1 pseudogene is annotated in these 415 nt (G+C 38.1%); it reads right to left on the bottom strand.

The window, feature by feature from the left end:
* Positions 1 to 415, bottom strand: a pseudogene (locus GNY06_RS08840) (IS481 family transposase); the annotation flags it as partial.

Here is a 415-nt window from a genome sequence, read left to right as displayed (position 1 = left end):
CTTGAGCTCCTAAATATCCAGGATGATGAGTTTCAATTTCTCCATGAGCTTTTTTCTCTTCCTTAGCCCTTTCTAGTGCTGAAAGTTGAGATTCAGTAAGAACTACACCATCTTGAGCAGATTTGGCTTCTAGGGCTTTTAATCTTAGTTTAAACGTATTTAGATCGTGTCTTAACCAAATACTTCTGACTCCACCTGGTGATACAAAGAAACCTTGCTTTTTAAGTTCATTACTTACTCTAAGCTGCCCCAAAGCAGGGTTCTCAATGGCTATATAACAGCCTTTTAAATAACTTCATCTACACGATTCTTTAATACTGGCTTTCTTCTGGAGATTTCCTGTAATGCTAATTCAGCTCCTTGCTCATACAGTTCTTTGAATCGATAAAAACGGTCTCGGGAATAGCCCATTACT

The organism is Elizabethkingia argenteiflava (assembly GCF_009904105.1).
In the GTDB taxonomy this organism is placed as follows: domain Bacteria; phylum Bacteroidota; class Bacteroidia; order Flavobacteriales; family Weeksellaceae; genus Elizabethkingia; species Elizabethkingia argenteiflava.
The sequence above is the reverse complement of the archived record's forward strand: the minus strand, read 5'-3'. Positions and strand labels throughout refer to the sequence as shown.